At 63.2% G+C, this 24080-nt stretch carries 16 protein-coding genes; 3 read left to right on the top strand and 13 right to left on the bottom strand.

Going from position 1 to position 24080, the window contains the following annotated elements; all coding sequences use genetic code 11:
* The first annotated feature begins 3 nt into the window (after positions 1-3).
* Positions 4-4506, top strand: a complete 4503-nt coding sequence (locus ACL9RI_RS01560) for an OmpA family protein (RefSeq protein ID WP_422724841.1) — start codon at positions 4-6, stop codon at positions 4504-4506.
* Between the two features lie 189 nt (positions 4507-4695).
* Positions 4696-5430 (top strand): hypothetical protein, encoded by a 735-nt coding sequence (locus ACL9RI_RS01565; protein WP_422724842.1) that lies wholly within the window; start codon positions 4696-4698, stop codon positions 5428-5430.
* A 26-nt stretch (positions 5431-5456) separates the two neighbouring features.
* On the opposite strand, the gene ACL9RI_RS01570 is transcribed toward ACL9RI_RS01565, so the two are convergent.
* The 13 genes from ACL9RI_RS01570 to ACL9RI_RS01630 form a co-directional block, all read right to left on the bottom strand.
* Positions 5457-6437 (bottom strand): hypothetical protein, encoded by a 981-nt coding sequence (locus tag ACL9RI_RS01570; RefSeq protein WP_422724843.1) that lies wholly within the window; start codon positions 6435-6437, stop codon positions 5457-5459.
* A gap of 99 nt (positions 6438-6536) precedes the next feature.
* A complete protein-coding gene (locus ACL9RI_RS01575; RefSeq protein WP_422724844.1) occupies positions 6537-9647 on the bottom strand; it encodes an efflux RND transporter permease subunit in 3111 nt (1036 codons plus the stop codon).
* 9 nt (positions 9648-9656) lie between these two features.
* Positions 9657-10790, bottom strand: coding sequence for an efflux RND transporter periplasmic adaptor subunit (locus ACL9RI_RS01580; RefSeq protein WP_422724845.1), 1134 nt, complete (start codon positions 10788-10790; stop codon positions 9657-9659).
* A 29-nt stretch (positions 10791-10819) separates the two neighbouring features.
* Complete coding sequence (locus ACL9RI_RS01585) at positions 10820-12220, bottom strand: efflux transporter outer membrane subunit (protein ID WP_422724846.1); 1401 nt, start codon at positions 12218-12220, stop codon at positions 10820-10822.
* Positions 12217-12942: a CerR family C-terminal domain-containing protein gene (locus ACL9RI_RS01590; RefSeq protein ID WP_422724847.1), complete on the bottom strand. Its 726-nt coding sequence runs from the start codon at positions 12940-12942 to the stop codon at positions 12217-12219. The genes ACL9RI_RS01585 and ACL9RI_RS01590 overlap by 4 nt, the downstream gene beginning before the upstream one ends.
* Positions 12943-13232: 290 nt before the next feature.
* A complete protein-coding gene (locus ACL9RI_RS01595; RefSeq protein WP_422724848.1) occupies positions 13233-14585 on the bottom strand; it encodes a hybrid sensor histidine kinase/response regulator in 1353 nt (450 codons plus the stop codon).
* A gap of 140 nt (positions 14586-14725) precedes the next feature.
* Positions 14726-15463, bottom strand: coding sequence for a 2OG-Fe dioxygenase family protein (locus ACL9RI_RS01600; protein WP_422724849.1), 738 nt, complete (start codon positions 15461-15463; stop codon positions 14726-14728).
* A 104-nt stretch (positions 15464-15567) separates the two neighbouring features.
* The gene (locus tag ACL9RI_RS01605; protein ID WP_422724850.1) at positions 15568-17613 is read right to left on the bottom strand and encodes a TonB-dependent receptor; all 2046 of its coding nucleotides are present in this window, start codon (positions 17611-17613) and stop codon (positions 15568-15570) included.
* A gap of 104 nt (positions 17614-17717) precedes the next feature.
* Positions 17718-18206, bottom strand: a complete 489-nt coding sequence (locus tag ACL9RI_RS01610; protein WP_422724851.1) for a DUF6702 family protein — start codon at positions 18204-18206, stop codon at positions 17718-17720.
* Complete coding sequence (locus tag ACL9RI_RS01615; RefSeq protein WP_422724852.1) at positions 18203-20575, bottom strand: M1 family metallopeptidase; 2373 nt, start codon at positions 20573-20575, stop codon at positions 18203-18205. The genes ACL9RI_RS01610 and ACL9RI_RS01615 overlap by 4 nt, the downstream gene beginning before the upstream one ends.
* Before the next feature lie 166 nt (positions 20576-20741).
* Complete coding sequence (locus ACL9RI_RS01620; RefSeq protein WP_422724853.1) at positions 20742-21209, bottom strand: MarR family winged helix-turn-helix transcriptional regulator; 468 nt, start codon at positions 21207-21209, stop codon at positions 20742-20744.
* Positions 21210-21301: 92 nt separating this feature from the next.
* Entirely contained in the window at positions 21302-22117 is an 816-nt protein-coding gene (locus tag ACL9RI_RS01625; RefSeq protein WP_422724854.1) for a sugar phosphate isomerase/epimerase, read from the bottom strand.
* Positions 22117-22956: a phytanoyl-CoA dioxygenase family protein gene (locus ACL9RI_RS01630; RefSeq protein ID WP_422724855.1), complete on the bottom strand. Its 840-nt coding sequence runs from the start codon at positions 22954-22956 to the stop codon at positions 22117-22119. The genes ACL9RI_RS01625 and ACL9RI_RS01630 overlap by 1 nt, the downstream gene beginning before the upstream one ends.
* 110 nt (positions 22957-23066) lie before the next feature.
* On the opposite strand from ACL9RI_RS01630, the gene ACL9RI_RS01635 reads away from it, so the two are divergent.
* On the top strand, positions 23067-24026 hold the full coding sequence (locus ACL9RI_RS01635; protein ID WP_422724856.1) for a LysR family transcriptional regulator: 960 nt from the start codon (positions 23067-23069) through the stop codon (positions 24024-24026).
* Positions 24027-24080: the final 54 nt, after the last annotated feature.

A 24080-nucleotide genomic window follows, 5' to 3' on the forward strand; every position in this document is an offset into this window, starting at 1 on the left:
ACCATGAACGCTAGTAATCAGCCAGCTTCGCAGCCTGCCTCGCACCTTGTCCGTAAACCTGCGCCGAAGCGGCTCGTGTGCCTGCTCGGCAGCATCGGCTTTGTCTGCCTGGGCGCGCAGGCGCAGCAGGTGGAAAGCCAGGCGCTGCGCGGCAAGATGCTCGACCGCAGCCAGAGCATGGGCGCGCAGCAGCCGTCCAGCGGGGAACAGGAATCGCCGGCCTTCAGCGGCCTGGCGCCGTCTGGCCTGAGCCGCACCGAGCGCCGCACGATCCTGGAGGCGGCGCCGCCTGCCAAGCCGGCGCAGCAGGTCGTGACCTTTGACGACCTGCTGTCGGGGACCAATTTCGAATCGGGCCGCGACGTGCTGCTACCGGCGGCCACGGCGCGTCTCGATGCGCTGGCCGACCGCCTGCGCGGCAAGCAGAAGGTGCGCGTGCAGGTGATCGGCCACACGGATAATCAGCGTATCGCCGCCTGGCTCAAGCCCACCTTCCCGACCAATCAGCATCTGTCGGAAGCACGCGCGCTGGCCGTCACCGCCTATCTGATGCGCGCACTGGGTTTGCCCGCCTCGGCTTTTTCTGCCAGCGGCAAGGGCGAAAGCGAGCCGGTGGCCTCGAACGACACGCCGCAAGGCATGGCGCAGAACCGCCGCACGCAAATTCGCGCCTGGTATGAAGAGACGCTGGAAGTGCCGGGTGTCGCCAGTGCGCCGCCACGGGCCGTCGAAACGGTGGTGCAGGTCGATGACTGCGCCGTCGCCAGTACGGTCAGCAACCGCGATGCGGCCTTCTCGATCAGCATCGACGGCGTGGTGCAGGACACTGACACGCAGCAGCAGGAAGCGGACCGCCAGCGCTGCGTCGACGTGGCGCTGGAGCGCGCCGACATCCAGGTCAAATATGATCCCTTGAATGTGTCGCCGGCCCTGAACGTGTGGCTGGCGGCGCCGCATGCGCAGCGCCACGCGCCGGTGCCGTTCGGCACCTACACCAACTACGCCTTCTTCCAGCAGCGTGCCGAGATCCGCATCTTCATCAAGGGCCAAAGCACGCAGGAACAGCCATTTGCCATCGTGCCCGTGGCGATCGGCGAGGCGGCCGCCTGGCAAGTGCCGTCGGATGCCCCCGAGCAGATCGGCTATCTGCTGCGCGTCTATGACGCCAGCGGAAAATTCGACGAGACGCGCTTGCAGCCACTGCGCTTGCTCGACGTGGCGCCACTCGATGCACCGGGTAAAAAACCGGGCAGCGAAGCCCTGGCCGGCTGGGGCGAGTCCAGTCTCATCCTGCGCAATATCGACGCCTCCGGTGGCAGCGTGACCATCAGCGGCGAGAATATCAAGGCCGGCCAGCATGTGACGGCGCTGGGCATGGCGGTGCCGGTCGACGCCAAGGGCAAGTTCGCCATGCGCCAGATCATGCGCCCCGGCGCGCACACGGTGGAAGTGGCCGTCAAGGACGACAGCGGCGCCGGCATGACTTTCCGCCGCAACCTGAACATCGCCGACCAGGACTGGTTTTATGTCGCGCTGGCCGACATCACCGTGGGCCGCGACCGTACCAAGGGGCCGGCCGAACTGGTGACGGGCGATACGCAGCATTACCGCAACGAGACCTGGGTCGATGGCCGTGGCGCGTTCTACCTGAAGGGCAAGATCAAGGGCGACTACCTGCTGACGGCCAGCGCCGACACGCGCGAGCAGCCCTTGCGCGACCTGTTCCACAATTTCCAGAGCAAGGACCCGACCTATCTGCTGCGCCGTATCGACCCGGACAAATACTATCCCGTGTATGGCGATGACAGCACCACCGTTGACGATGCGCCGACCCAGGGCCGCTTTTACGTGCGCCTGGAAAAAGGCGATTCCTCCGTCATGTGGGGTAATTTCCAGACCACCTGGAGCGGCTCGGAACTGGCGCAGTACAGCCGTGGCCTGTATGGCGCCAACCTGGTCTGGAATGGCGAGGACAGTACCAGCCATGGCGAAAAAGCCAGTACGGTGAACGCTTTTGCGGCCTCGCCGGGCACCTTGCAGTCGCGCGAGGAATTCCGCGGCACGGGCGGTTCGCAATACTATCTGCGCCACCTGGACCTGACCCAGGGTTCGGAGCGTTTGTGGATCGAAGTGCGCGACAAGGATTCCGGCCTGGTGATCGAGCGTATCCAGCTGGCGCCGTCGCAAGACTATGAAATCAACTATCTGCAGGGCCGATTGACCTTGCGTTCGCCATTGTCATCCGTCGCCGATGGCGGGGCGCTGGTGCAAAGCGCCAGTCTGAGCGGCAATCCGGTCTACCTGGTGGCGACGTATGAATATGTGCCGGGCTTGAGCGCGATTGCCGGCACCTCCGTGGGCGTGCGGGCCAGCCACTGGTTCAACGACCATGTGCGCCTGGGCGCCAGCAATTATCACCAGGGCGAACAGGGTTCGGACCAGACCTTGAAGGAGCTGGACCTGACTTTGCGCTACAAGCCGGGAACCTGGGTCAAGGCCGAGGCGGCCCGTTCCAGCGGTGACGCCAGCACCGTGCTCAGTTCAGCCAGCGGTGGCTATGACTTCAACCAGACCACGGCCGGCGGCCGGCCCGCCAGCGCTAGGCGTTTCGACGCGGCGCTGGACCTGGCCGACCTCAGTGAAGGCGCGCGTGGCCGTTTCGCCGCCTACTGGCAAAATCGCGAAGCCGGTTATGCGGGGCCAGGCATGCAGACACTGAATGGTGAGGCGGTGCGCCAGACGGGCGTGACGGCGGCCTTGCCGGTGGGCGAGCGCACGGAAGTGAGTCTGAAGGCCGATGAACGGACGGCGACCAGCCAGGATGCGCGCGCCGTGGAAGGGGCGCTGCGCCACAAGCTCGACGCTGAATGGGGGCTGTCAGCCGGCATGCGTCATGACAAACGCGACCAGGGACTTGGCCTCGGTGCGACGGTACCGAACGCCAGCCCCATCCTGAGCCAGCAAGGCGGACGCACGGATGCCGTGCTGCGTATCGATTACCGCCCTTTGCAGCCTGGTCAGGATGCCAGCGCCGGTCCGTTGGAAGCGACGCCGGCATCGCTTGCCGCCGCCGCTCCGACCGGTCCGGCGACAGTACCCGTAACAGGCGCTGCGCTTGATGGCGGCATCACGGGGCAGCTGATTACCGGGGGGCGCGAGGCAGGCATGGCCGGCAGTCCGCAATATGGCCCCGACACCACGCTCGCTTCCGGCGTGGCGTCGGCGCGCGTGGCGGGCTTGCTGTATGCGCCGTGGGATATGTATGGTTTTGTCCAGCATACGCTGTCGCGCAGCGGCAACCGCGCCAAGAACGACCGCGGCGGCGTGGGCGGCACCTACCAGGTCAGCGAGCGTGTGCGGCTGGGCGCGGAAGCGTCTGGCGGCAGCGGCGGCGCAGGCGGCCAGCTGTTCGGCAATATGCAGGTGGATGAACGCAGCAGCCTGTATCTGAACTACCGCATGGAGAGCGAAACGCCAGACCTGAACTACAGCGGACGCCAGGCCACCATGACGGCCGGCAGCCGCTATCGTTTGAATGACAAGGCCGGCCTGTTTGCCGAAAGCCGCTGGGCCAATGGCGCGGGCCCGCAGGGATTGACGCATGCGTTTGGCGTGGACCTGGCGCCTACCGAGCGCTGGACCACGGGCATCAAGTTCGAGACGGGCACCCTGTCGAATCCCCTATCGGGCGATTTGAAACGCGACGCCATCGGCTTGACGGCGGCGTATGCCTACGAACGCCTGAAGTTTTCCAGTGCACTGGAATTCCGTACCGACCGCACCAGGTCGCTGGGTACGCCCGATGGCAGCTGCGCCGTCTTGCCTGGTGATGGCGGCTGCCCGTCGGGAGAGAATAGCGAACACCGCAAAGTCTGGCTGACGCGTAATGCGCTGACCTATCAGCTGGACCGCGACTGGCGTTTGCTGGGCAAGCTCAATCTGTCGCGCAGTAGCACCACGGGCGGCGCCTTCTACGATGGCGACTACACGGAGGTGGTGACGGGCGCCGCCTATCGCCCGGTCGACAACGACCGCTGGAATACGCTGTTCAAGTACACGTATTTCTATAACCTGCCATCGGCGGGCCAGGTCGACGGCATCACGGGCAGCGTGCTCGATTACACGCAGAAGAGCCATGTGCTCAACGTCGATACCACCTATGACGTCAGGCCATGGCTGTCGGTGGGCGGCAAGTACGGCATGCGTGTGGGCCAGCTGCGCGCCTCGAAAACCGAGGGCGACTGGTTTTCCAGCCGCGCCGACCTGATCGTGCTGCGTGCCGACCTGCATATCGTCAAGCAGTGGGACGCGTTGATCGAGGCACGCCGCCTGAAGGCGCGCGAAGCGGGCGATGCGCGTGCCGGCGCCCTGGTCGGTGTCTACCGCCATGTGGCCAAGCATGCCAAGATCGGTATCGGCTACAACTTCACGACCTTCTCGGACGACTTGACGGACCTGTCCTATCGCAGCCGCGGCTGGTTCCTGAACGCGATCAGTACCTTCTGATCATCATTGCCAGGAAAGTAAAAGCAGGACAGCCCCAGGGTTGTCCTGCTTTTTTATGCCCGCTTTAAGCCTGCCCTACAGATGCGCGGCCGGGGCCGGTGTAATATTCTGTCATGCGCAGTGGAGGCATCGTGCCTGCCACTGAAAATATTGATTGAAGATTAACTGAATAATGAATGAGGCTGTAGCATGACGATTTTTGGCATAGGCATCCATATTTTGATCGCGATATTTTTTGCGGTCCATGTGGTGCGCAACGGGCAGCAGCTGTATTGGCTGCTTATCCTGTTCATGTTCCCGCTGCTGGGCAGCGTGGTGTATTTTGTGGCGATTTATCTGCCTTCATCGGGCTTGCAGCGCGGCGCGCGCAAGGCCGTGTCGGTGGCCGCGAAGACGCTGGATCCGGGGCGCGAATTGCGCGATGCGCGCGCCGCTTTCGACTACACGCCGACGGCGCAAAACCAGATGCGCCTGGCCAGTGCCTTGCTGGAAACCGGTTCCGCCGAAGAAGCGGCCGGCATCTATGAAACCTGCCTGCAAGGGGTGTTTTCGTCGGACCTGGAAATCCGCTACAGCGCCGCGCGCGCGTGGCTGGAATGCGGCAATGGCGCCAAGGCGTTGCCGCACCTGGAATTCATCCGCAACAAGGACTTGCATTTCCGTCCCGAGCAAGTGGCGATCCTGACGGCGCGCGCGCTGGCCGGCACGGGCCGCAACAGCGAGGCCAAGGCCGCATTCGATGAGGCGCTGACGCGTTTCGGCAGTTTTGAATGCCGTGCCGAATATGCGATCTGGGCGGCCGGCAATGGCGAACGCGAGCTGGCGGCGCAATTGCGCGTGGAGCTGGAGCAGGCCATGCAGCGCTGGAGCCGCCACACGCGCGAGATGTACCAGCCCCTGCTGCGCCGCCTGGGTTCGGCCTGAAACCGGTCTGGCGCCAGCGCTGATACTTACACGCCGGGGACGGGGTTACTACCTTCGGCCAGCTTGTAGGTCTTGCCGTCGAAAACGTAGCGTGCATGGCCGGTGATGGCGGTGGAAGCGCGCGGCGGATCCTGGTCCGGCTTGAGCTTGACGCCGGCCTTGATTTTTTCCTTGAAACCGCTGAAGTCGATCAGCAAGTCATCGAACTTGCCCCCACCTTGTGCGGTGGCAAAGCGCCAGTTGCCGCTGACGTCCCAGCACTCATCCATCTCTTCCGTGCAGGCGCCCATATTATCGGAGTGCAGATCGATCCCCTGGCTCAGCAAGGTCACTGCACCATCGCCCACCTCGAACAGGGCCAGCTGGCTGATGGTATAGCCCTGGCCCGTATAGCCGTGGCGGATCGCCAGTCCCAGTTTATCCTGCCCCAGGCGCGTCCATTGCACGTCGCCCAGCTGGCCCGATGAGCCCAGCGCGGCGATGTTTTCCGCGCGTTTCGTGACCTTCCATTTTCCTGCACCGGTCTGCGTGAGGAAAAACACATTCAACAAGCCTTGCGTGACATGCGCCGATTCGGCCGTACCTTCCGTATTGGCCGTTTCCGCATTCGCCACCAGCACGGCGCGGCCATTGCCCAGCAATTTCGAGGCGACGGCGCTGACCACATAGCTCAGTTTGTCGATATGCTGGTCAGGGTCGCTCAGCTCGGTCAGTGCATCGTCGCTGTCGGCGCGGTAGTCCTTGCCGAACACGGCGCGCATCAGTTCCGCTTCGCGCGCGCGGTCGATGTCGGATTTCATGGCCTCGTTTTTATCATCGGTGGTGACCGGCGCTGTTGCCGTTCCAGTCTCGGCTAGTGGCGCGGATGCAGGCGCATCGGCGGCGATATCGGCGGCAGCGGAAGTCGCCGTGGCGGCGGTTTTATCCGAGCAGGCGACCAGCATGGCGCAGGCCATCAGCACGGTGAGCGGGGTGCGGTAATTCATAGGCAGGGCAGGTGCGTTCATTAAGAATGCGCGCAGTATGCCAGATAGCAGCCGGCGATGTGGCATGCTGGATGATCCGCCATATCGCCGGCTTGCCCTGGGAGGGCTTTTTCTGAAAAATCAGACTTGTTCCTGCTTCTGCGGCAGCACCGGTGCCTTGTGGCGGCGCAGCCTTGCAGCCAGACGCTGCAGCCAGTGCTCCAGGTCGTCGACATAGGTGAATACGGCTGGCACCACCAACAGGCTCAGCAAGGTCGAGGTGATCAGGCCGCCGATGACGGTGATCGCCATCGGCGAACGGAAGCTGGGATCGGCGCCCCAGCCCAGCGCCAGTGGCATCATGCCGGCGCCCATGGCGATGGTGGTCATCAAAATGGGACGGCTGCGCTTGTGGCAGGCGTCGACCAGCGCCTCGAAACGGTCCATGCCCGCTTCGCGCGCCAGGATCGCGTAGTCGACCAGCAGGATCGAGTTCTTGGTGACGATCCCCATCAGCATGATCAGGCCGATCATCGATGGCATCGACAGCGCGCTGCGCGTGAGCAGCAGCGCCACGAAGGCGCCGCCGATCGACAGCGGCAGCGCCGCCAGGATGGTCATCGGCTGCATGAAATCCTTGAACAGCAGCACCAGCACGCAATAGATGCACAACACGCCGATCAGCATGGCCATGCCGAAGCTGGCAAACAGCGAGGCCATTTCCTGCGCGTCGCCCAGTTCCGCGATCTTCACGGACGGCGGCAAGTTCTTCATCGATGGCAGCGCCCGCGCTTCCTTGTTCAATTCACCGAGGGTGCGTGTACCGAGTTCCACGTTCAGGGTCACATTGCGGCTGCGGTTCAGGCGGTCGATCTGGGCCGGGCCGCTTTCCATGCTCACGCTGGCCACGTTGGCCAGGCGTACCGGGCCATTCTTGCCCGGCACGGTCAGCCGCTCGATGGCGGCCAGGTCGGCCCGCACGCTATTGGGCAGTTTGACGCGGATAGGCACCTGGCGTTCCGGCAGGTTCATCTTCGTCATGTCCGTATCGTAGTCGCCGGCGGTGGCTACGCGCACCGTCTCGCCGATGGACGCCGCCGTCACGCCCAGGTCGGCAGCCCTGGCGAAATCGGGACGCACGATGATTTCCGGACGCACCAGCGAGGCGCTGGAATTGACGTTGCCGATGCCTTTCAGGCCGTGCAGTTCCCGTTCGACCTTTTGCGCCGCCGCCAGCAGTGCGACCGGGTCTTCCGAACGCAGCACCAGCTGCATCTTGACGCCCGTGTCGGGCGGGCCCACGGTGAAGCGGGCGCCGGGAATATTGTCGAGCTTGCGGCGCAGCTGCGCTTCCAGCTGCGCCATCGTTTCCTTGCGCTTGCTGCGGTGCACGGTGGTCAAGGTCAGCACGGCGCGGCGTGCTTCGGCAGAGGCGCCGGGAGCAAAGGCGTTGCCGCTGGAGCCGCCGCCGACAGAGCTGAATACGCCCGTGATGCCATGCACCTGCATGGCGGCTACACGCGCCTGCACTGCCACTGCTTCGGTTTCGGCCAGGGTGGAGCCGGGTGGCAGTTCCAGGTTGATCTGCGTTTGCGCACGGTCGGCAGCCGGCACGAAACCGGTCGGCAGCAGCGGCACGAGCGCAATCGAGGCGGCAAAGAACAGGGCCGAGGCGATGGCCGTGATGCCCCGGTTGCGCAAACACCATTGCATGACAGCCAGGTAGCGCGTCATCAGCCAGCCATCCTGTTCTTCCTTGTGCGCCGAGGGCTTCAGGATGTAGGCCGCCATCATCGGCGTGAGCAGGCGCGCCACCAGCAAGGAGGCCAGTACGGCCAGCACGGCGGTCCAGCCGAACTGCTTGAAGAACAGGCCGGGGATGCCGCTCATGAAGGCGGTCGGCAGGAATACGGCCACCAGCGCAAAGGTGGTGGCGATCACCGCCATGCCGATTTCATCGGCCGCTTCCATGGCGGCTTCCATCGGGGTCTTGCCCATGCGCAGATGGCGCGAGATATTCTCGATTTCCACGATGGCGTCGTCGACCAGCACGCCCACCACCAGCGCCAGCGACAGCAAGGTGACGGTGTTGAGCGTATAGCCGAACCAGTAGATACCCAAGAAGGCCGGCATCACGGACAGCGGCAGGGCGGCGGCGGCCACCAGGGTGGCGCGCCAGTCGCGCAGGAACCACCACACCACCAGCACGGCCAGCAGCGCGCCTTCATACAGCAGCTCCATCGAACCATCGAAATTTTCTTCGACCGGCACGGCATTGTCGATCGCCTGTTCCAGCACGATGTTCTGGTTTTCCTTTTGCAGCTGGGCGATGGCGGCGCGCGCGCCCTTGGCCACGGTGACTTCGCTGGCGCCCTTGGTGCGGAACACTTCAAAGGCGACTACGCTCTTGCCGTTCAGTTCGGCCAGCGCGCGCGGTTCGGCAATCGTGTCGCGCACCGTGGCCACCTGGTCGAGGCGCACATGGCGGCCGTCCGGCAGCGGCAGGTCGATGCGCGCCAGTTCATCGGCCGTCTGCACGGTGGCGATGGTGCGCACCGACTGTTCGGCGCCGCTGACATCGCCGCGTCCGCCCGGCGCTTCGCGCTGCACCAGCCGCAGCTGGCGCGACACGTCCAGCGCCGACACTTTCAATGCCGCCATGCGTTCTTCATCGAGTTCTATCCGGATCTCGCGGTAGACGCCGCCCACGCGGTTGACGGCGCCCACGCCGGGCACCGCCAGCAGGCGCTTGGAGACGGTATTGTCGACGAACCAGGACAGATCGGTGGCGTCGAGCGGATTGCTGGCGCCGTCCCTGGCCCTGGCGATAAACGTCAGCACTACGCGCCCTGCGGTGGTGGCCTTGGTGACGGTCGGGTCGCGCAGTTCGGCCGGCATGTCCGCCTTGACCCTGGCGACCGCATCGCGCACGTCATTGACGGCTTCGGGGATCTGCTTTTCCAGGATGAATTCGACGGTCACCGTGACCGTGCCGTCGAGCACCTTGGTATAGATGTTCTTCACGCCTTGCAGGGTGGCGACGGAGTCCTCGATCTTGCGCGCCACTTCCGTTTCCAGCTGGGCCGGCGCGGCGCCGGGCAGCGACGCATTGACGGTAACGATGGGCAGTTCGATATCGGGGAAATCCTGCACCGGATTGGCCTTGTAGGCCAGCATGCCTGCCAGGCTCAGTAGTGCGAACAGCATGATGGCCGGTATCGGGTTCTTGATCGACAGGGAGGAAAAATTCATGACCTCTCCTTATTTTTTTGTGCCAGCTGCGGCCGTGACGTTGTGTACCAGGTCGCCGTCGTTGAGGAAACCGGCGCCGTTGACGACGATGGTGGTGTTGGCCGTGATGCCGGACAGGACCTCGATGCTGTCGGCCAGGCGCCGGCCCGGTTCGACCTTGATCTGGCTGACGCGCTGGTCAGGGTTCAGGCGAAACACATAGCTGAAACCGTCGCGTATGGCGATCGCTTGCTGTGGCACCGTCAGTGCGTTCGATGCACCCAGCGCAAACGCGCCGCTGGCGTACATGCCGGCCTTGAAGGGCGCGTTGCCGCCGGTGGCGGCGGGCAGGTCGACGTAGACGAGTGCGGAGCGGGTTTGCGGATCGACGGTGGGGGCGATCATGCGCACCTTACCCGTCAGGACGCTGCCATTGGCGGCCGTCACTTCGGCCAGCGTGCCGGGTGTTAGCTTCAGAAGTTCGGTCGCCGTGACTTCGGCGCGCCATTCCAGGCGGCCCTGGCGGATCATGCGGAACAGTTCCGTGCCGGCGCCCACCACCGAGCCGACGGTGGCCGAACGCGATGAAATGACACCGCTGTCGGGCGCCAGCACCTGCGTGTATTTCAGGCGCAGCTCTTGCGTCGCCAGTTGTGCCTTGCTTGATGCAATGCGCGCATTGGCCGTCTGCTCGGCCGTCAGGTATTGCGTGATCTGCTGCGCGCTGATGGCGCCCGTGCTTTGCAGCGAGCGGGCGCGCTGCGCATTGGCGGCTGCTTCAGCGGCATTCGCCTGCGCTTCCAGCACGGCCGCCTTGGCTTGCGCCAGGTCGGCGTTCACCGTGTCGTTCGAGAACACGGCCAGCACCTGGCCGGCGCGCACCACGTCGCCGACGTTGACTCTTACCTCCGTCAGGCGCAAGCCATTCGATTCGCTGCCGATGATGGCTTCCTGCCAGGCGGCCACGTTGCCGTTGGCGCTCAGTTTGATGGGCAGGCTGGCTTTCTGCGGTTTGGCCGAGGTGACGGTCAGCGCCGGTTTTTGCACGCTATCCTTGCTGTCGCCCGCTTTGGACGTTGGCGTGTAGAGCGTAATGCCTGCGCCGGCCGCCACGACAAGGGCGGCGAGGACGATGGCGATCGGTTTCAATGTCAGTTTTTTCATGGTGGTTGCGTCAGGTTTTTGGCGGCCGCTCAGGGCGTGGGGGGAGTCGCTAAGGTGTTGTTCCAGCCGCCGCCGGCAGCCCGGTACAGGGCGACCCAGGCGGTGCTGCGGTCGCGCTCGAGGGTAACGACGGTGTTTTCAGCGGCCAGGCGCGTGCGGCGCGCATCTTCCAGTTCGATCAGGCTGGCCAGGCCGTTCTTGTAGCGGTCTTCGGTCGCCACGAACGACAAGCGATACCCTTCGAGTGCCGTTTGGGCATGGCTGCTGCGTTCCTCCGTGCTGCGCAGGTTGAGCAGCGCTTCCTCCACTTCGCGCACGGCCTGGCGCACATCGGCGCGGTAGGTCAGCACCGCTTCGTCGTAGCGCGCGGCGGCTGCATCGACCTGGGCCTGGCGGCGTCCGCCGTCGAAGATGGGCAGGCTGACGGCCAGCGGGCCGATGCTCCAGGTGCTGGCCGTGATGCTGGCGCCGCCGCCGCGGAAATTGCCGGTGCCGATGGAACCTGTCAGGCTCAGTTGCGGGTAGCGCTGGGCCCTGGCGCCACCCACTTCAAAGCTGGCGGCGGCCACGCTGCGTTCGGCGTTGAAAATATCGGGCCGCTGGCGCAAGGTTTGCGCGGGCAGGGCAGTCATCGGAACGGCGGCGGGCGCCACCAGCGGCGCCGCTGCCAGCTTCTGGCGCAGCGTGTCTTCCGGCATGGCCGACAGGGCCACCAGGGCCTGGATGGCGACATCGCAGCTGGTGCGCTGGTCGATGGCGCGGCTGGCGCCTTCGGCCGCACTGGCGCGGGCCAGCGCCGCGTTGGCCGGCGCTTCGAAACCTGCCCTGGCGCTCAGCTCTGTCAGGCGCGCCGAGTCCGCGCGCGAGGCGGCGTCCTGTTCGGCGACGGCTTGCAGTTGCTGGCAGGCGCGCAGCGCGTAATACTGCTTGGCCACTTCGGCGGCGACCGAGACGCGCGCATCGTGCCATAGTGCCTGCGCGCCTTCGTAGCGGGCCTGGGCCGCGTCGCGCGCCGCCCGGTTGGCGCCGAAGACGTCGATTTCCCAGCTAGCCTGCAAGGCCAGTTGCGAGGTAGTGCCGCCCGGCTGCAGCGATTGCTGGCCGGTGCGCACCACGCTGCCGTTGGCGTCCAGCGTGGGCGCCAGCGCGGCGCCGCTGGCGACACGGTCGGCATGCGACTGCACGATGCGGGTGCGGGCGGTGGCGATGTCGGGGCTGGCTTGCTGCGCATCGGTGATCAGTTCCACCAGCAGGCTGTCGCCCTGGCGCTGCCACCAGCTGGCCAGGTCGGCCAGATTGCCGTTGTGCGGCAGCGGCGTATGCCATTGCGGCGGCGTGGCGGCCATCACCACGGCTGGCGGCCCCTGCAGGGCGCAGCCGCCCAATGCCAGCAGCACGCTTGCGGCCAGTGCGACTTTGATACTGTTCATGCTGATCCTTTTGGGGTATCGCTGGTATTGACTGCAGATGGGGCATGCAGGCGTTGCCGTTCCACTTCGGCCATCGCCAGCGCATAGTCGACCATGCGCGCCAGCCAGACCTGGGTCGCCTGCGGCGTTGCCAGCAATTGCGGCTGCAGCGCGCGCAGCATGTCGCCGGCGACCATCTGCTGCAGCGCCATCGCGGCGACAGCAAAGGCCAGCCGGTGCATATCGTCGCTATCGTCGGGCGCGCCCAGGTGGCGCGCCAGCACGCGGGTCAGCGCCTCGTGTTCGGGGCGGATATTGCGCTCGAGCTCACGCGCCCACAAGCCGGTCGGCTCCAGCACTTCGCGGAACCACAGGCGCAGGCAGTCGCGCACCAGGCCGCTCTGCAGCATGGGTACCAGCAGCTGCGCATAATAGCCTTCCAGGCTTTGGCGCAAGGTGAAGTGGGGCTGGTCGTAGCGGGCGATCTTGACTTGCGGATCAACCGCATACTGGGCGAACACAGCGCGATACAAGCCTGCCTTGTCGCCAAAGTAGTAGCTGATGGCAGCCACGTTGGTGCCGGCCGCCTGCGCCAGTTCGCGCGTGGAGGTATTGGCGTAACCCTGTTCGGCAAACAGGCGGATGGCGCTATGCAGCAAACGCTCGCGCGACTGCTCGCCATCGGAGCGGGGCTTGCGCCCATCGTCTGCGTGCAGTGTGTGGGAAATATTTTTTTCAATCATGGCCGAGATTTAAGCATATATCTCAAACGATTGATATAACTAAATCGCGCGTTTTAGTTATTTAAACGGTGAAGGGGAGGAGGGATGTTGGAGGCCCTGGGCGACTGCGCTGCAGCAACAGACAAAAAAAAGCCCGCAGGCCTTGCGGCGCGGGCTGAATCCAATGTTCGAGGAACGAATTGGAGGAGACAGTGACACTATATCCCCAAAAATGGTGCAGTGCAATACGGTAAAACTACGGTGACGATTTGACTAAAATGTCAGAAAATTACCTTGTTGCCCGGGTCATCTCACGGCTTGCCGGGCAGGGCCAACGTAAACGTGCTGCCGGAGCCGTAGTCGCTATGGAACTGCAGGGTGCCGCCGATGGCGCTGGCCAGGTTCTGGCACAGGTACAGGCCCAGTCCCGCGCCTTCCACATGGCGGGTGGAGGTGGAGTCCAGCTGCGAGAAGGCCTGGAACAGCTTGGCCTGGTCTTCTTCCTTGATGCCGGCGCCGCTGTCGGCGATGCTCATTTCCGTGACGTGTCCGCCGTCTTCCTCGCGCTGGGCCAGGCTGATGCGCACGCTGCCCTGTTCCGTAAATTTGATGGCGTTATTGAGCAGGTTGATCAGGATTTGCGTCAGCGCGCGGCGGTCCGTGTCGATCACGATGGGCTGTTCGCCCACGTCCACTTCCAGCGCCAGGCCTTTTTGCTGGGCCAGCGGACGCAAGGTTTCCGCCACTTCGGTGATCAATTCCTGGCAGGTGACGGCTTCGATCGACAGGGTCAGCTTGCCGGCCTCGATCTTGGCCACGTCGAGGATGTCGTTGATCAGCGAGAGCAGATGGCGCGCGCTGGCGCGGATGGTGTTGAGCTGCTTGTCCTGGTCCGAGGTCAATGGCCCCGGCAGCTTCATCAGCAGCGCGCCCGTGAAGCCGATGATGGCGTTCAGCGGCGTGCGCAGCTCGTGCGACATATTGGCGATAAAGGCCGATTTCATGCGGCTGGCCTCGGCCAGTTCCAGGTTTTTCAGGGCGATTTCGCGGTTGGTGGTTTCCAGTTCGGCCGCGTGGTGCGCCAGGCGCATATTGAGTTCGATGACTTGCCGCTCGCGTGCCTGCAATTCGCCATTGACCTGCACCGCCTGCTCATAGGTGGAGATCAGCAGGTCGAGGATTTGCTGGCGCTCCGCATTGATGAAGTGCTTCTGGTCGCCCAGGTACAAGGCAATGCCGATTTCCACATTCTGGTTCTTGCGCAGCTTCTGGTTCATCAGCATGTGGCTGATGCGGTTGAGCAGATAATCTTCCGCGTACGGCTTGCGGATGAAATTGTCGGCGCCGCACTCGATGCCGCGGATGATGTCTTTCGGGTCGTTGAGCGAGGTGACCAGGATCACGGGAATATCGCGCAGGGTAGGATCGGACTTGATGGCGCGGCACAGCTCATAGCCGTTCATTTCCGGCATGACAATATCGGACAGCACCAGGTGCGGCTTGCGCTCGCGAATGGCGGCCAGGGCCAGCTGGCCATTGGCCGCCACGCGGGCGTTGTAGTGCAGGGACTGGATCAGGCGGCGCAAACGCTCCGCCTGGGTCGGACTATCCTCGACGATCAGGATCTCGATTTCATCAGGCTTGATTTGGTTGTTGGAGTCCACAGACCTCTCCTAGAATGCAGGGTAATGATGCTGGCACGCGGCTTGCGCGCAATATCGTCATCGTAAGACTATATCGGATTTAAGTCTGTAAAAGTAACATCCATGTAACTTTTTTGCAGGGCTTGCATGTGCGGATGATCTTACTGATTCTCGCCCTGGAACTGTCCCGCCCGGTAAGTAATCACCAGGGTATCGCGGTGTCCCTCCGGGCCGATCGGCTGGATCGGCGTCGATTCGTGGATCACGGTGGCGTCGTCGAGCAGCAGCAGCGACCACGGTTCGGTCAGGGTAAAACGCTTGCCGTTCGGGCCATCGGCTTCGAAGATGCGCGTTTCGCCGCCCTTGATCTGTGCGCGTTTGACCAGCAGCACGGCGACAAAATCGACGCCGTCGCGGTGCGCGCCTTCCGGCGTCGGGCGGCCGATGCCGTCCGTGGTATCGATGCGGAACTGGTGCGCCTCGATGAACCAGGGCTGGCTGCCGCGCACTTCGGAACAGGTATTGCCCAGTGCGCGGATCAGCTGCTGCCAGGCGGTTTGCGCCGCGATGGCGGGTTCGACCGGTTCGAACAAGCGGTGCATGCCGCCGTGCAGGGCGTTGTATTCCACCGGCTGCCAGTGCGGGCGGTGCGCCGTCTGCGTCAGCTTGTCGCCATCCTGCACGAAGCACGAGTGACGGCGGCGGCGATAACGGCCGCCATCCTTCAGGTAATTGTCGAGTGCCAGCGTATCCCAGCTCGGTTCGAGCGCGCGCAGCGCCTCGAGCGGGCAGCCGGCCAGCGCCGCCACGTCCTGCGGGCGCAGCACGGCATAACCGTCATCGCGCAAGGCGTCCTTCAGGCGGGACGGGTCGGTAAAGATCGGGGCGGAAGTGCTCATGTCGGTGCCGGCCGAAGGCGGCCGCTATCAAGTTGGTCCAGCCTGGCATTCTACGACTTGCTGGCGTTTCCTGTGCGGCGCCGATAAGAATTATTCTTGTTGGCTTAAAAATTCTTGACCAGGGTCAGGCGCAGGGAGCGCGATTCCACGGGGTGGAAGTGGATATCGTCGACCGGCTGCGCTTCGCCGGGCAGGCGCGAAGCATAATAATAGTCGATGGCCGAGTCGCGCCGGTTGGTCAGGTTGAAGCCTTCCAGCTCTACCCGCATGGTCTTGTCGATCTGGTAAGCGAGACGCCCATTCAAACCCACGCTGGCCGCCGAGCGCACGCTATTGTCTTCGACCAGCGGGCGCGGGCCGAAATAGCGCAGGCGCAGCGAGCCTGACCACGGCCCCTGCGGCGTGACCGTCATGGCCAACTGGGCCACGCCTTCGATGGCGCCGGGGATAAAGTCGCCGATGGCATCCTCACCGCGCTGACCACGCGAACGGGCGCGCGCATAGGCCAGGTCCAGGTCCAGCGACAACCACTTGGCGGCCTTGTAGTAGCTGGAGAATTCCACGCCATAGCGGCGGCTGGGGCGACCTGCTTCGGTGGCGCCCGCATCGCCGACAAACAGCAGTTCCGAATCGAAGTCCAGGCGGTAGAGCGAAAAGCTCGTTTGCAAACCGGGAATAACGGCGCTGCGCACCCCCAGTTCCAGTCCTTGCGAACGCACCAGCGGCGTAACCTTGTCGGCCGGCTCGCCCGTCTTCGGATCGACTGTGATGGTGGTGCCGCGCGCGTCGTTGCTGTGAAAGCCGTTGCCGAGGTTGGCATACACTTCGGTGTCTTGCCACGGCCCGGCGATGATGCTCAGGCTGGGGCTGAACAAATGATCGTTGGCCTTGCCCGAATTTTCCAGCCGGTCGCTGCGCACGTCGAAACGGTAGGCGTCGGTGCGCACGCCTGCCACCGTGCGCAGCCAGGGCGACCAGCGCGTGCTGTTTTCCAGATACAGGCCCAGGCTGGATTCGACGATATGGTCTTGCCGCGTGGTCGACAGGATTTGCCGCGCCTGCGTGCTGTACAAGCCATTGTGGATATTATCGTTTTGCAGCTGCAGGCCGATGGTGGTGTCGCTGCTGCCCGTTTCCGTATGGCGGTGCCAGGTGTGGCTGGCGTTCAGGCCGGACGTGACGCGCCGGTCGGGCTGGGCGAACTGGTCGCCATGGAGGGGATCATCGAGCACATAGGTAAAATTGGAAAACAGGCTCAGGCGGTTGGCGATCACATAGGCGCTGACCTTGCTCGACATATCGTCGCCCGTGCGGCGCCAGGCGCCGGACAGGCTAAAGCGCTGCGCCTTGCCGCCATCGGTCGGGTCGATCGCATCAAAACGTCCCAGCGCGCCATCCTGCACGGCCCGCAGCGGGATCTGGTCGGTGGCATTCCAGCTGGCGTCATAGGCCATGGCCGTGACATTAAAACCGTTGTTGGCATAACCTTCGCTGTAGCGCAGCACGCCATTCATCTTGTGGTATCGGTCCGGGTGCGTGAACGGTCCATCGTTGTGCTGGGTCTCCAGCGCATACAGCAAGCTGCCCCGGCCCGCGTCGAGCGAGTCGGCCAGCAGCGCACGGCGAAAACCGTTCTGGCCCAGGCCCACGCTGGCGAGGCCCTGCGTCAGGCGGTTGGCGTACACGACGGAGGCGGTGCCGGCCGAGGCGAAATCGCCTTCGCTGGCTGAATATGGCCCCTTCTTGTAATCGAGGCGCATCGCCAGTTCGGGAATCAAAAAGTTCAGGTCGGTCCAGCCCTGGCCATGCGCATGGCTGCGTTGGTTGACGGGCATCTCATCGACGGTGGTGCGCAAGTCGGTGCCGTGATCGAGGTTGAACCCGCGCAGATAGAACTGGTTGGCCTTGCCTTCGCCGCTATGCTGGCTGACGATCAGGCCCGGCACGGCTTCCAGCAGTTCGCCAGGGCGGTAACTGGTGCGCGCTTCCAGCTGCTGCTGCGTGATGCTGCCGGCATTGGCCGAATCGGCCACGCCCAGCTGGTTCATGCGCGAGCCATCGACCAGCACGCGCTGGAAGATATCGTCGGCATGGGAGATGGTGTGGGCAAATAGAGTGGCGAGTAGCAGAGGGAGGTGGCGTAAGGTCATTTCTTTGATGGTATGTAGGCCAACGGACAAATTTTGGGGTCAGTTCCTTCGGAATCGGAATGCATCCGATTCGGCGCATTCCCCCGGCGGGTCTGACCCCAGTATTACTTGATCGGCAGTTCAGTATGTTGATGGTCGAAGAACAGGGTCTGGATGGCGCCGCTGTCTTGCACGTTGAGGGTGTTTTTCTGGCTGGGCAAAAAATCGATCAGCAGCTGGTTGTGGATGCGCGTATCCGGCGCCAGGCGCGTGTGTTCGATCTCCTGGAAGATCACCACGTTATCCGCATCGACCTTGATGCCGACCCAGTTCAGGCGCAAACGCCTGCCGTCGGGCGCCGTGATGTAGAACTGCTTGTCCACGTAGCGGCGCAGGGCCGCTTCGCTGTCTTCCTGGCCCAGGTCGAACTGGCGCTGATATAAATTCGCCAGCAGCGCTTCCACGTCGTGGCCCGTGTAGGTGTGGACCACTTCCGTGCTGCCCGTGACGGCGTTGTAGCTGATATCGGCGATGCCCATATGGTAGTTATGGGCGCTGGCAACCGTGCTGGCGGCGGCCAGCACAGTTGCCGCCAGCCTGCGCCAGCCTCTCACGCCTCGTCGCTCTTGGCGGCGCTATTTTTACCCTTCAGTGGCGTCTGGTAATCGCGCATCAGGTTATCCTTGGGCGACTTCTCGCTCTTGAACAGTTCCAGGCGCGATGGCGTGATCTTGCGCGGCCAGGCGTTATTGCTGGTATCGATATCGGCCGTTTCCCAGTAGGGGTCTTGCACCAGTCCCACCATCGCTTCATCGGTGACGATGATCTTGGTGATTTTCTTCGGCGTGTAGCGCCATACTTCGGCCGGCACGCGCTCGATGTATTTCTTGCCGCTTTTCAGTTCGATTTCCAGGATCAAGGGCATCACCATGCCGCCCAGGTTGGAAAAGTCCACCAGGTACAAATGCTTGCCCTGTTTCAGCAAGTCTTTTTCCCACTGCTCCAGCCCGGCCGCCGTTTCGGCGTAGCTGTTGCGGTCCTTGTTGGTGACGGTGAAATCGTCATGCTCGTTATAGAAATCCTTCAGTTCAGGATGGCTATCGACGCGGCGCGGCATGCCCTTGTTGTTGCGGTCCGTGACCGAGATCGGCTCGCCCTCTTTCTGTGCCTTCTTCCAGGCTTTTTCCACTTCCGGGTTCTTGCTGCTCACGCCATACTCGGTGATGCCATCGATGCTGATATCGACCGGGTCGGTGGTGTAGAACCAGCCGCGCCAGAACCAGTCCAGGTCCGTGCCGGACGCATCTTCCATGGTGCGGAAGAAGTCGGCCGGCGTGGGGCGCTTGAATTTCCAGCGCTGCGCATATTCCTTGAAGGCGTAGTCGAACAGTTCGCGGCCCAGAATGGTTTCGCGCAGGATGTTCAGGCCCGCCGCCGGCTTGGCATAGGCGTTGTTGCCAAATTGCAAGAGCGATTCGGAATTGGTCATGATGGGCACCTGGTCGCGGCTACGCATGTAGTCGACGATTTCACGCGGCTCGCCGCGCGAGGCCGGATAGTTTTCTTCCCAGGCCTGCTGTGCCAGGTATTGCACGAAGGTATTCAAGCCTTCATCCATCCAGGTCCACTGGCGCTCGTCCGAATTGATGATCATCGGGTAGTAGTTATGGCCTACCTCGTGGATGATGACGCCGATCAGGCCATATTTGGTGCGCTTGGAATACGTCACGGCGCCTGTTTTTTTATCCTTGACGGGGCGTGGACCGTTGAACGAGATCATCGGGTATTCCATGCCGCCCACCGGGCCGTTGACGGAAATGGCGGTCGGATAAGGGTAGGCGATGCTGTACTTGTTGTACTGTTCGATGGTGTGCACGATGGCTTGCGTGCTGTATTTTTCCCACAGCGGATTGCCTTCCTTCGGATAGTAGGACATGGCCATCAGCTTGCTGTCGCCCTTGTTGTAGCCCTGGGCATCCCAGATGAACTTGCGGCTGGACGCCCACGCAAAATCACGCACATTGCTGGCCTTGAAGTGCCAGGTTTTTTGTGTCCGGCTGACCGATTTTTCGGCCGCTTCCGCTTCCTTCTGCGTGACGATGATCACGGGCTTGTCGCTGGTGCGGGCTTTTTCCAGGCGTTCGCGCTGCGCGGCAGTCAGTACGTCCTGCGGATTTTGCAGCTCGCCCGTGGCGGCGACGATATGGTCGGCCGGCACCGTCAGCTGCACGTCGTAGTCACCAAACTCCAGGGTGAATTCGCCCGAGCCAAGAAACTGCTTGTGCTGCCAGCCGGTCACGTCATAGTAGGCCGCCATGCGCGGGAACCATTGGGCGATTTCAAACAGGGCGTTCTTGTCTTCCTCGAAGAATTCATAACCGGAGCGCCCGCCCAGCACTTTCTGTTCGTTGATGCGGTAATCCCAGTCGACCTGGAACACGAAGTCCTGGCCCGGTTTCAAGGGCTGCGGCAAATCGATGCGCATCATGGTGCGGTTGATAACGTATTTCAAAGGCTGGCCATCGGCGCCTTTCAGCGCGCGGATATTGAAGCCGCCCTGGAATTCGCGTCCGGCCAGGATGCCGCGCAAGCCTTCGAATTTCATGCTGTCTTCACCCGTCCTGGCCCAGGCCTGGCGCGATGGCGCCGTGAGCATGCGGCGCGCGTCGGAATCGGGTTTGTAGATATTCTGGTCCAGCTGCACCCACAGATAGCCGAGGGTGTCGGGTGACTGGTTGTGATAGGTAACGGTGCCGCTGCCATGGATTTCGCGCCTGGCTTCATCGAGGCTGGCGCGGATGACGTAGTCGGCGCGCTGCTGCCAATAGGCGTGGCCGGGCGCGCCGGAGGCGGTGCGGTAGGTGTTCGGAGTGGGCAGCAGTTCTTCGAGCTGGCGGAACTTGTCGTCGAACGGTTCGGCGGCAAAAGCGGAAACGGTGAAGCAAAGCGCCAGGCAGGCGACAGAGCCGAAAGAGATACGCATACTCACCCTGATTGTTGTTATAAAGAAATAGTGGCAACTATTCTAAACGCAGGGTGATACGCTTGTACTATCAATTTGTAATAAAGAAAGGTGTTTTTCTATCCAACTTCCGACAGCGATGGCAGGGGTGCCAATCTGCCGGATTTTGCTTGGATAAAGTACCGTTTTACTCACTTTTCATCAGATTGCCACGCAGCAGGTCGAGTTGCTGTTTCATTTCTACAACTTGCTCCACCTTGCAGTGGCTGGCGTTCAAGATGGCTTCCGGCAAGGTTGCAGCCTGCTGACGCAGCTGATCGCCGTGTTCCGTCAGTGAAATGATGACCTGGCGTTCGTCGCTGGCAGCGCGCACGCGGCGCAACAGGCCCGCCTGCTCCATGCGCTTGAGCAGGGGCGTCAGCGTAGCGGAATCGAGGAACAAACGCTCGCCGACCTGGGACACGGTCAAGCCATCCTGCTCCCACAGCACCATCATCACCAGGTATTGCGAATACGTCAGGCCCAGCTTGCGCAAGAGTTTACGGTAGAGCTTGCTCATGGCCAGCGAAGTCGAGTACAGGGCAAAGCACAGCTGGTTGTCCAGGCGTGGCACCTGATTGAGTGGCGAGGGATTGGGGGCAGTGGTGGTATCCATGTGCACAGTATATATAGCGCACTACTTAATAGCAAATATCTTGCCGATGATACGAACCGCACCGGACCTGGCGGCCCGGTGCGTTGCCGCGATTATGCGTAGCGTGCGCGCAGCAGCTGCAGCATGGCCACGTTCTGTTGCCAGGCGTCGGCCACCGGCTGCTGCGTGTAAGGCAGGGTTTGCAGATACGGCGCCGGGCCGAATTCCGGCGTGAACGTCATGCGTTCGGCGCCAGCCGCGCGGCGCAACGCCACCACGGCATCCCACCAGGCCAGGTGGGCGTCCAGTGCAGGCTTGGCTTCCGGCGCGCGGAAGTCGGCCACTTGCGGCCCTTGCGGGTGGCCTACCCGTGCGTGGATATGGCGCACCAGCGGCAGCACTTGCGCCAAGGTGTGCGGCTGGTCTTCCAGCAGGGATTCGCAGGCGCAGCACCAGTGCGACAGGTCGGCCGTCAGCGGCAGCTCGGGATACTGCGCCAGGTAGGGCAGCAACAGCATCGGATGGCCGCTGAAACGGCTGCGGTGGATTTCATGCACGATGGGCACGCCGTGTCTGGCCGAGATGGCGGCGGCCAGGGCGATCAGTTCGGCGTTTTGCGCCTGCGTATAAAAATCCTTGCCCGTGTGCGTGTTGACCAGCACGGGGCGGGCCTGGCAGGCGTTGTCCAGCAGTTCGGCCAGGGCGCTGCGGTGCGCATCAAAATCGCGGTGGAACACGGTTTCCCACTGTGCGGCGATCAGTGCCAGGCCGGCGTCGGCGATGCGCGTAGTCCATTCCTCGCGCAATGCCACGTCCAGCGGCAGCGACATTTCGATGCCGTCGAAACCGGCCGCCAGCACCTTGTCGATGAACACTTGCGGCGCCAGCTCGTTATTGCCCCAGTGGGCGGCAAATACCTGGATGCGCATCAGACGAAGCCCCGCACCGGGAACGACGCGTCGCGCTGTATCCAGTTGTGTTTGGCGTATTCGGTCTGGCCATCGGTGGCGTGCAGGGTGTAGGCGTGGCGCGAGATCGGCGAGCGGTTCGGCGCGCTGTAGTGGGGCAGCAAACCGTGGAAGCAGACCAGCGCGCCGGCCTTGACTTCCAGCGGCACGGCGGTGCTGTCGTCGGGCCATGGCGTGGCGTCGAGTTTTTCCACGCGCACCTGGTCGCCATTGCGGATAAAACGCTCGCGCAGCGGGCCGCGGTGGCCGCCCGGTTCGGCCCACAGGCAGCCGTTTTCCAGGGTCGCGTCTTCCAGCGCGAACCAGAAGGTGGTCACGCTGATCGGCGTGGTTTCAAAATAGGTGGCGTCCTGGTGCCAGCGTACTTCGCCGCCGATGCCCGGCTGCTTGAAGATGTACATCGATTGCCACACTTGTGCCTCGGCCAGGCCCAGGTCGCGCGCCACTTCCGCCAGTTTCGGGTCGCTGGAAAAGCTGCGGAAGACGGGGTCCAAATCATGCATGGCGTGGCCGATCTTGTTGATCGACAGGGACTTGGCCTGTTTCAGCTGGCCGTCCGGGCCGAACGCTTCTTCTTCAAAAAAGCAGCGGATGGTGTTGTCGGACGAGAGGAAATAATCGTTGGTGTTTTTCGCCTGGTCGCGCGTGGTGAAGATCGACTGGCTCAGGCTGGGATCGAATTCGTTGACAATCTGTTCGGCGCGCGCGCGCAGGGCGGCGATCTCGTCGGCGCCCTTGAAGCCGGGCAGGATGATGTAGCCATCGCGTTGATATTGTTCTTGTTGTGCAGTTGTCAGCATGATCACGGCCCCAAAGGATAAATAGAAGACGCCATTGTAGGATGCTGCGCTGGCTCAAACAATCATGCGGCGGTTGACAGATTGTCGCCGAAACGAAGACAATCTTTGATATGGATCAATTACGCGCGATGGAAGTGTTTGTCGAAGTGGCCCGCCAGCGCAGCTTTACGGCTGCTGGCCAGCGCCTGGGACTGACGCGCGCCATGGTCAGCAAGACCATCATGCAGCTCGAAGAGCGCCTCAATGCGCGCCTGCTGCACCGCTCCACACGCGAAGTGAGTTTGACGGACGCGGGCCGCGCCTACCTGGCGCCGTGCATGGCCACCGTCAGCCAGGCGCAGGAAGCGGCGCGCATGGTGGCGCACGTGGCGCAGGCGGGCGCCGAACTGGCCGGCCCGCTGCGCATCCAGGCGCCATCGAGTTTTGGCAGCGCCTGGCTGGCTGACGCCGTCGCCCGTTTCAGTTTGCTGCACCCGCAGGTGCAGGCCGAACTGTTTGTCGACGATGCGCTGCTCGACCCGATACGCCATGGCTTCGACTTGACGATCCGGGTCGGCGGCATCCCGGACAGCAGCGCGCTGGCCATGCGCCCGCTGGCGCCATGCCGGGGCGTGCTGTGCGCCAGCCCCGCCTACCTGGCGCAATGGGGTGTGCCGCAAGTGCCGCAAGATTTGCTGCGCCATCAGTGCCTGCATTTCAGCCACCTGACCGATGGCACCAACTGGCATTTCCGGCGTGTGCATGAGGGGCAAAACGAGGAAGTGAGCGTGCGCGTGCAGGCCGGTTTTACGGCCAACAACGGCCTGGTGCTGCACCAGGCGGCGCAGCGCGGCCTGGGCATCGTCTACAGCACCACCTTCCTTGCGTGGCGTAATCTGCTCGATGGCAGCTTGCTGCCCGTGCTGCCCGGCTGGTCGCTGCCGCTCAATCACCTGAGCGCCCTGTACCCGGCCAGCCGCCAGCTGTCGCCCAAGGTGCGCGCGCTGATCGACTTCCTGGTGGCCGAATACCAGCCCGTGCCGCCATGGGATCGCGAACTGGCGGCGGCCGGCATGCTGCCGCTGGAGTAGCTTGTCTTTGTTGAAATGAAACGCGCTGTTTTCCAGGATAGGATCACAATGGCT

The sequence above is a fragment of the Janthinobacterium sp. Mn2066 genome, from assembly GCF_049319705.1.
GTDB lineage: Bacteria > Pseudomonadota > Gammaproteobacteria > Burkholderiales > Burkholderiaceae_D > Janthinobacterium.